The organism is Salinicola sp., assembly GCF_982684285.1.
Window position 1 is genome coordinate 1 of record NZ_CEXLVS010000009.1, and the last position, 7,922, is coordinate 7,922.

At 62.8% G+C, this 7,922-nt stretch carries 7 protein-coding genes and 2 tRNA genes; all 9 read right to left on the bottom strand.

All coding sequences use genetic code 11. The annotated features are described in order from the left end of the window. Positions 1-1,745: translation initiation factor IF-2 (infB, locus tag AC3AYF_RS01765; protein ID WP_295035930.1), on the bottom strand; the 1,745-nt coding region annotated here is incomplete at its 3' end. A 27-nt stretch (positions 1,746-1,772) separates the two neighbouring features. Then, entirely contained in the window at positions 1,773-3,266 is a 1,494-nt protein-coding gene (gene nusA / locus AC3AYF_RS01770) for a transcription termination factor NusA (protein WP_295035931.1), read from the bottom strand. Positions 3,267-3,350: 84 nt separating this feature from the next. Continuing rightward, positions 3,351-3,812: a ribosome maturation factor RimP gene (rimP, locus tag AC3AYF_RS01775; protein ID WP_110715585.1), complete on the bottom strand. Its 462-nt coding sequence runs from the start codon at positions 3,810-3,812 to the stop codon at positions 3,351-3,353. A gap of 174 nt (positions 3,813-3,986) precedes the next feature. Then, positions 3,987-4,063 (bottom strand) — tRNA-Met (locus AC3AYF_RS01780). Between the two features lie 135 nt (positions 4,064-4,198). Beyond that, a tRNA-Leu gene (locus AC3AYF_RS01785) sits at positions 4,199-4,285 on the bottom strand. A gap of 85 nt (positions 4,286-4,370) precedes the next feature. Then, entirely contained in the window at positions 4,371-4,751 is a 381-nt protein-coding gene (gene secG / locus AC3AYF_RS01790; RefSeq protein ID WP_149435522.1) for a preprotein translocase subunit SecG, read from the bottom strand. Between the two features lie 4 nt (positions 4,752-4,755). Then, the gene (gene tpiA / locus AC3AYF_RS01795; RefSeq protein WP_295035932.1) at positions 4,756-5,505 is read right to left on the bottom strand and encodes a triose-phosphate isomerase; all 750 of its coding nucleotides are present in this window, start codon (positions 5,503-5,505) and stop codon (positions 4,756-4,758) included. A gap of 79 nt (positions 5,506-5,584) precedes the next feature. Beyond that, positions 5,585-6,970, bottom strand: a complete 1,386-nt coding sequence (gene glmM, locus AC3AYF_RS01800) for a phosphoglucosamine mutase (RefSeq protein ID WP_295035933.1) — start codon at positions 6,968-6,970, stop codon at positions 5,585-5,587. After that, on the bottom strand, positions 6,963-7,832 hold the full coding sequence (folP, locus tag AC3AYF_RS01805; protein ID WP_295035934.1) for a dihydropteroate synthase: 870 nt from the start codon (positions 7,830-7,832) through the stop codon (positions 6,963-6,965). Before folP ends, glmM begins: the two co-directional genes overlap by 8 nt. Between the last annotated feature and the right edge of the window lie 90 nt (positions 7,833-7,922).

Below are 7,922 nucleotides of genomic sequence, written 5' to 3' on the forward strand. Positions count from 1 at the left end.
ATGGACGGCCCCACCGACTCGACCTGCTTGCCGAGCTCGTTGGTCAGCGCTCTCACACGGCCATAATGCAGGCCGGCGAGGACGATGTCGCCACGCTTGAGCGTACCGTTCTGGACCAGCACGGTCGCTACCGGACCACGGCCCTTGTCGAGGCGAGACTCGACCACGACACCTTTGCCCGGCGCTTCCGGCACGGCCTTGAGCTCGAGCACTTCGGAGACCAGCAGCACCGATTCCAGCAGTTGATCGATACCTTCGCCGGTCTTCGCCGACACCGAGACGAACTGGGTATCACCGCCCCACTCCTCGGAGATCACACCGTGCTGCGACAGCTCGTTGCGAATTCGGTCCAGATCGGCGCCTTCCTTGTCGATCTTGTTGATCGCCACGACCAGTTGCACACCGGCGGCCTTGGCGTGTTCTACCGCCTCGACCGTCTGCGGCATGACGCCATCGTCGGCGGCAACCACCAGGATGACGACGTCGGTCGCCTGGGCACCACGAGCACGCATGGCGGTGAAGGCCGCGTGACCCGGCGTATCCAGGAAGGTGACACCACCATGTTCGCCTTCGACGTGATAGGCGCCGATGTGCTGGGTGATACCGCCGGCTTCACCGGTGGCGACCTTGGTCCGACGAATGAAGTCGAGCAGCGAGGTCTTGCCATGGTCGACGTGCCCCATGACGGTGACGACCGGAGAGCGGGTGATCTCGTCGCCTTCGTAGGAGATGCCTTCGAGCACTTCGGTCTCGAGCGCATCTTCCTTGACCAGCTTCGGCTTGTGGCCCATCTCCTCGACCACGATCGCGGCAGTATCCTGATCGATGGTCTGGTTGATGGTCACCGCCGCGCCCATGTTGAACATGGCCTTGATCACTTCGTTGGCCTTGACCGACATCTTGTCCGCCAATTCCGCGACGCTGATCGACTCCGGCAGCGCGACTTCACGCACGATCGGCTGGGTCGGCTTCTGGAAGCCATGCTGGTTGTCGCCGCGACCGCGACGGCTACCGCGGCGCTCGGCCCGCTTGACCTTCTTGGCACCGCTACCGCGACGACGCTCGGAACGATCGTCGTCGTCGTCACGACGCCCACGACGCCCCTGATCCCGCTCCTTGTCCTTCTTCGGATGGGCGCGACGGTTTTCCGTGCGCGGCTCCTTGGGCGGCGGCTCGACGAACGGCTGGCTGTTGGAGGTCGGCTCGTTGTCCTCGACCTGCGGCTCCTGGGGAATGTCGTCCCCCGGCGCCTGGGGCTCGGGCGACGGTGCCGCCGCCTTGTTGGAACTCTCCTGCCCGGCGGTCAGATCCGGCGTCGGCTCGTTGGACGCTTCGGCAGCGGCGGCGGCAGCGGATGCCTGCTCGGACTGCTGCTGCGCCTGATCGGCCATGTCGCCGACGAGCTGACGCGGACCCGCATCCTCGGCCGGCGCTTCCTCGACCGGCTCCGCATCGCGCTTGACGTAGGTGCGCTTCTTGCGCACCTGCACCTCGATGGTCTTGCCACGCTCGCCCGAACGGATCTTGCTGCGGGTATTGCGTGTCAAGGTGATGCGATTACGCGGGCCGCGGCCACCACCACCATGACTCTTGGTCAGGTGATCGAGCAGACGTTGCTTGTCCTCTTCGGAGACCGCGTCGCTTTCCTTCTGATGCGGCAGACCCGCATCCTTCATCTGTTCAAGCAGGCGGGACACATCGCGTCCCACCTTGCCGGCAAACTCTTTTACGGTCATGTCTGACATTACGACCCTCCTGAACCCGTGACCACGTTACTCTTCGCTCTGAAACCAAGGCGCACGGGCAGTCATGATCAGTGCCGCTGCGCGCTCCTCGTCCACGTCGTCGATATCCTTCAGATCCTCGATGGACTGTTCTGCGAGGTCCTCCATGGTGACGATGCCACGGCTGGCAAGAATGAAAGCCAGGTGGCGGTCCATGCCGTCCATCGTGAGAAGGTCTTCGGCGGGCTGAGCGCCATCCAGTTGCTCTTCCGATGCGATGGCCAAGTTGAGAAGCTCATCCTTGGCTCTTGCACGAAGTTCCTCGACCAGATCCTCATCGAACTCTTCGATCTCCAGCATCTCTTCGACCGGCACGTAGGCCAGTTCCTCGATCGTCGTGAACCCTTCCTCGACCAGGATGCGGGCGACGTCTTCGTCGATCTCGAGATGGTTGATGAAATATTCGACCAGGCTGTCGACTTCCTGCTCGCGTTTACCCTCGGCTTCATCGATGGTCATTACGTTGAGCGTCCAGCCCGTCAACTCGCTGGCGAGCCTCACGTTCTGACCGCTACGACCAATGGCCTGAGCGAGGTTGTCCTCGCCGACGGCGACGTCCATCGAATGGGCGTCCTCGTCAACGAGGATCGAGGCGACTTCCGCCGGCGCCATGGCATTGATCACCAGTTGCGCGGGGTTGTCGTCCCATAAAATGATATCCACGCGCTCGTTCCGCAGCTCGTTGGACACCGCCTGCACGCGCGAACCGCGCATGCCGACACAGGCGCCGACCGGATCGATCCGCCTGTCGTTGGTCTTGACCGCGATCTTGGCACGCGCACCCGGGTCGCGGGCCGCTCCCTTGATCTCGATCAGCTGCTCGGCGATCTCCGGCACTTCGATCTTGAACAACTCGACCAGCATGCCGGGCTTGGTACGCGACAGGATGAGCTGGGAGCCACGCGCTTCCGCATCGACTTTCCACAGCAGCGCGCGGACCCGTTCGTTCATGCGGTAGCGCTCGCCGGGAATCATCTCGCCACGCGGCAGAAAGCCCTCGGCGTTCTCACCGAGATCGATGATCAGCCCATCACGTGTCGTTTTCTTGACGATACCCGCGACCAACTCGCCTTCACGCTCGGTGTACTGCTTGACGATCTGGGCGCGTTCGGCCTCGCGCACCTTCTGCACGATCACCTGCTTGGCGGTCTGGGCCGCGATACGCCCGAAGGCCACCGACTCCACCTGCTCTTCGACCACGTCGCCGACCGCCAGCGGAGGCTCGCGCGTTTCCGCTTCGGAGAGCGGAATTTCGCGATCTTCGCTGAGATAGTCTTCGTCTTCGACCACGACCCAGCGACGGAAAGTATCGTACTCGCCGGTGCGGCGATCAATCTGGACGCGGATGCTGACATCCTGTCCTTCGAAGCGCTTGCGCGATGCGCTGGCCAATGCCGCCTCGACAGCCTCGAAAATGACGTCTCGGGGCACGCTCTTCTCGTTGGAGATGGCGTCAACGACCAGCAGTATCTCTTTGCTCATGCCTATGCCTCGCCGAAAAACCGGTTCTTGGTTTCGAATTCTTGGTCTCGAATTACTGAGTCATCGAACAACAGGTGATGGAATTCAGTCGTCGAACTGCGGGACGACGCGAGCCTGATCGATGCTTTCGATGGGAAAGCAGTACTCTTCCGAATCGATGTGCAGCAGCACTTCGTCGCCATCGATGCCGGCCAGGCGCCCCTGGAACTTGCGACGCCCATCGAAGGCGGTGCGTAGCTTGAGCTGCACCACGTGGCCGCTGAAGCGCGAAAAATGATCGAGCGTATAGAGCGGACGATCGAGACCTGGAGAGGAAACTTCCAGGCTGTAGTTGCCCGAGATCGGATCTTCGACATCCAGCACGCCGCTGACCTGGCGGCTGACACTCGCGCAATCATCGACCGAGATTCCATCGGGGCTGTCGATGTAGATCATCAGCTTGGAATGCTTGCCCTGAGCCAGATAGTCGAGGCCCCACAATTCGAAACCCATGGCGGTAACCACCGGTTCGATGATCGCATACAGTGCTGCGTCCTTGGTGACCACAAACGACTCCTACAGCAGTTGCATCAGGCACCTGACCGGGAGTTGAGAGAAATGCAAGGTGCTAGGTGGCTGACTGGCATTGACGTCGGCAGCGCCGTCAACGACGACAAGCGCTGACATCGACAAGGCTGCTAACAAAAAGCCCCTTCTCAGGAAGGGGCCTTTCAAGAAACTTGGTAGCGGGGGCCGGATTTGAACCGACGACCTTCGGGTTATGAGCCCGACGAGCTACCAGACTGCTCCACCCCGCAACATCAGGTTGGCGATTATAGGAACGGCCTCGAGATGGGTCAAGGAAGGCCGCAATATCGCCTGAATTCTTCTAGCAAGAATCCGTACAGTATCGCCCAGAGGTTCAAGTCGAAAAGACCGGAATCACTTGACGATGGTGCCGAAGGCGGGACTTGAACCCGCACGACCGTAAGGTCACTACCCCCTCAAGATAGCGTGTCTACCAATTCCACCACTTCGGCATCAGGGGGGGTGTAGCACCTGGGCGCCACACTCAATTCGCTGCATTCTGACGTCCTGCTGAACGCAGCGAATTTTCCTTTTCACTCAAGGATTTGACGATTCCTGATCGCCACCTTCCTCGAGTGCTGGCGCAGCATTATTCCCGCTTTGATCACCATCGTCAAGCGTCGGAGCACCATTATGTTGCTGCTCGATCACTTGGGCGTCCGGGATACCGCTCTGCGGCGCGCTGCCGGCGTTGGTCGCGAAGTACGCCAGCCCCAGAGAGGTCACGAAGAAAAGCGCCGCCAGACCGCCCGTCAGCTTGGACAGGAAGCCGCCGCTGCCGCGTGAGCCGAACACCGTCTGAGAGGAGCCGCCACCGAAGGCGGCGCCCGCCTCGGCACCCTTGCCCTGCTGCAGCAGGACCAGGACCACCAGTGCAATGGCGATGAGTACGTGTACCAACAAAACTGCTATCTGCATGAAATCAACCTGCTGACTGACAAATCGCTGTGAAATCGTCGACCTTGAGCGAGGCTCCGCCGATCAGGCCGCCGTCGATATCTTTCTGGGCGAGCAACTCCTGGGCGTTGCCCGCATTCATGCTACCGCCATACAGCAGACGCAGCGCATCGGCCAGTGCCGAATCGAAGCTCGCCTGATAACCGCGAATCGCGGCCATCATCTGCTGGGCTTGCTCTGGCGTGGCCGTGCGCCCGGTACCGATCGCCCAGACCGGCTCGTAGGCAATCGTCATCAGTCGACGCTGCCCGGGCTCGAGCCGGGCCATGACATAGCCCACCTGACGCAGCACGACATCCTCGGATCGACCGGCGTCGCGCTCCTCCAGCGTCTCACCGACGCAGAGGATCGGCTTGATCCCCGCGGTGAGCGCAGCGATGACCCGCTCGTAAACCTGTTCGTCACTCTCGTGATAGAGCTGGCGACGCTCGGAGTGGCCCGCCAGCACATACTCGACGCCGAACTCGGCGAGCATCTGCCCACTGACTTCACCGGTGCGGGCCCCGGAGGGCAGCGGGTTCAGTGTCTGGGCGCCCAGCGAGAGTGGCGTGCCCGCGAAAGCGCTGCGCGCGGCATCGAGATAGGGAAACGGGGGATGGATCACCACATCGACCGGCGACGGCAACTCAATCCCGGCAAAGGTTCGACCGAACGTCTCGATCAGTTCTGCCGAGCCGTTCATCTTCCAGTTACCTGCGATCAGCGGCTTGCGCATGCTACCTCCCTTCGGTGGAGCGACATGGTATAAGAGCCTTGACAACAAGACAACAAGTGCTGTGGGCGATCTGACCCGCTCAGGCGATCAGGGTTTCGACGCTATCGGCAATCCGCCGTGCCAGAGCCTGAACATCGAATCTCGGCCGCCCTTCGACCATGACCCGGATCAGTGGCTCGGTGCCCGAGGGTCGCAGCAGAACCCGACCGCTGCCGCCAAGCTCCTCCTCTACCGACTTCACGCTCTGGCGCAACGCCTGGCTCTCCAGCAACGCCCCGGCATCGGAGCCATGAGGCAGACGCACGTTGACCAGCGCCTGGGGCGCCTTCTCGAAACCGTCCAGCAACCGATCCAGAGATACCCCTTCTCGCACCATGACCGCCAGCACCTGCAGCGCGGAGACGATGCCGTCGCCGGTGGTCTGCACGTTGCGGCAGACGATATGGCCGGAGGCCTCCCCGCCCAGCAGCCAGTCGTTGGCCAGCAGCCGCTCGACGACGTAGCGATCGCCCACCTTGGCGCGCTCGAAAGGGATCCCCTGCTTCTCGAACGCCGCCGCCAGCCCGAAATTGGTCATCAGCGTGCCCACGACCCCGCCATTGAGCTTGCCTCGCGCGTGCAGGTCCCGCGCGATGATGTAGAGAATCTCGTCGCCGTCCACCGCCTCGCCCCGACGGTCGATCATCAGCACGCGATCGCCGTCGCCGTCGAAGGCGATACCCAGGTCCGCCTGGCACGACACGACGGCCTCGCTCAGTCGCTCGGTATGCGTCGATCCCACGTTCTGATTGATGTTGAGGCCGTCGGGCTCGCCACCGATCACGCTGACGTCGGCGCCGAGCTCACGAAAGACGTTGGGCGCGATATGGTAGGTCGCGCCATGGGCACAGTCCAAGACGATCCGCAGGCCATGCAACTCGAGGCGATTGTGGACCGTGGACTTGCAGAACTCTATGTAGCGCCCGGCGGCGTCGCCGATTCGCACCGCCTTGCCGAGCTGGTTCGGCGCCATGGTCTCCAGCGGTTTCTCGAGTTCGTCCTCGATCTCCGCCTCGACCTCATCGGCAAGCTTCAACCCCTCCGCCGAGAAGAACTTGATGCCGTTGTCCTGGTAGGGATTGTGCGAGGCGGAGATCACGATCCCGGCATCGGCACGGAAAGTCCGGGTCAGATAAGCGATACCCGGTGTCGGCATCGGTCCCAGCAGCGACACATCCGCTCCGGCGGCCGACAGTCCCGCCTCCAGCGCCGACTCGAACATGTAGCCGGAGATCCGCGTATCCTTGCCGATGATCACCTTGGGGCGCGGCGACTGGGAGGATCTCTGCCGGGTCTGGTGACCGGACAGCTTGCGAGACAGCACGCGCCCCATCGCCCAGCCCAGCTTGAGCATGAAATCGGCGGTGATGGGGTACTCGCCGACGGTGCCGCGAATACCGTCAGTACCAAAATAACGTCTACTCATGATCGCTCCGTTCCTGAAGCACGGCCCAGGCCATGTCGATCGCGTCGACCGTGGCCGCCACATCGTGCACTCTGACTATTCTAGCGCCACGCTCGACCGCCATCACGCTCAACGCGAGCCCTCCAGGCAGACGTTGATCGACCGGCCGGCCAAGCGCCTGGCCGATCATGCTCTTGCGTGACATTCCGACCAGTAGCGGCAGACCGAGAGACTGGAGCGACGCCAGACGACTGAGCAGTTGCAGGTTGTGCTCGAGGGTCTTGGCAAAGCCGAACCCCGGATCCAGCAACAGCCGTCCGGCGTCGATCCCTGCGGCCTCGCACGCAGCCACGCGCTCCTGCAGATAATCGGCGACGACAAGCTCGATGGGCCGATCGTAGAACGGCGCGCGCTGCATCGTTCGCGGCTCTCCGCGCATGTGCATGAGACAGACAGGCAACTCGGTGCCAGCCGCCGCCTCCAGCGCCCCGGGGCGCGTCAGCGAGCGCACGTCGTTGAGCATCCCCGCTCCCGCTTCGGCGACTTCGCGAATCAGCTCGGGTGTGCTGGTATCGACCGAGACCAGCGCATCGAACTCCCGCACCAGCGCCTCGACCACCGGCAGGACCCGGTCACGCTCCTCTTCCAGCGCTACCGGCTCGGCGCCCGGGCGGGTCGACTCCCCGCCGACATCGATGATGTCGGCCCCCTCCCGCAGCAGGCGCTCGGCGTGGCGGCACGCGTCGTCCAGCCCGCGATGCCGGTTTCCATCGGAGAAGGAGTCGGGCGTCACGTTCAGAATACCCATGACGCGCGGGCGCGAGAGATCGAGCTCATGCTGACCGCAGCGCAACCGGACGCCGGCGGAGGAAGAATCTGTCATGGAAGTCCGTCGCTTGCAAAAGCGCCCACTCTAGGTAGGCCGATGCCGTTTCGCAACCGCCTAAAAATGCGGCAGGGCGCCATTTCTGAC

What these genes read in the sequence shown, in the direction of transcription:
- secG (WP_149435522.1), bottom strand. Translation starts at nt 4,751, where the DNA reads ATGCAGATAGCAGTTTTGTTGGTACACGTACTCATCGCCATTGCACTG.
- nusA (WP_295035931.1), bottom strand. Translation starts at nt 3,266, where the DNA reads ATGAGCAAAGAGATACTGCTGGTCGTTGACGCCATCTCCAACGAGAAG.
- glmM (WP_295035933.1), bottom strand. Translation starts at nt 6,970, where the DNA reads ATGAGTAGACGTTATTTTGGTACTGACGGTATTCGCGGCACCGTCGGC.
- tpiA (WP_295035932.1), bottom strand. Translation starts at nt 5,505, where the DNA reads ATGCGCAAGCCGCTGATCGCAGGTAACTGGAAGATGAACGGCTCGGCA.
- folP (WP_295035934.1), bottom strand. Translation starts at nt 7,832, where the DNA reads ATGACAGATTCTTCCTCCGCCGGCGTCCGGTTGCGCTGCGGTCAGCAT.